This window comes from Bradyrhizobium sp. UFLA05-108, assembly GCF_059803455.1.
This window is the reverse complement of sequence record NZ_JBANAZ010000269.1, coordinates 1-551: the sequence shown is the minus strand read 5'-3', so window position 1 is coordinate 551 and position 551 is coordinate 1. Positions and strand designations below refer to the sequence as shown.

Below are 551 nucleotides of genomic sequence, written 5' to 3'. Positions count from 1 at the left end.
GACATGATTTCGGTGCGGCAAGCGCCCGGGCTGGCGCCGCGCGCCATTGCGTATTTTCAGCGGCACTGGGCCACGGCAGAGACGCTGATGATGTATGAAGACGCCATCAACCGCAGCCTCGGCGCTGCCAACCCGCTGCCGCAGTGGTACCTGCTGATGGAAAATGACCTAATCCTCGGCTGCGCGGGGCTCATCACCAACGACTTTATCAGCCGTGGGGAGTTGTATCCCTGGCTGTGCGCGCTTTACGTAGAAGAAACGCAGCGCGGCAGGGGCTACGGTGCCAAACTGATTGAGCATGTGGCGGCGGAAACCCGCCGGCTGGGCTTCCCGCAGCTGCACCTGTGCACCGATCTGGAAGGCTACTACGAGCGCAGCGGCTTCGTTTATAACGGGCTCGGCTATCACCCCTGGGGCGAAGCCTCGCGGGTCGATTCGCGGGGGCTGTGATCGCCGCCGTCGGGGGCGCGTAAGACAAACCTGACTTTTCTTTCACCTCATCGCGCATCGCGGGGTACACTGGCCGCTTGTTCGCCACCGACCGGGTTAAT

At 62.8% G+C, this 551-nt stretch carries 1 protein-coding gene; it reads left to right on the top strand.

All coding sequences use genetic code 11. From position 1 onward, the window contains the following. Positions 1 to 450 (top strand): GNAT family N-acetyltransferase (locus tag SO140_RS46425; protein WP_498544270.1); only part of this gene is annotated, 450 nt, incomplete at its 5' end. Between the last annotated feature and the right edge of the window lie 101 nt (positions 451 to 551).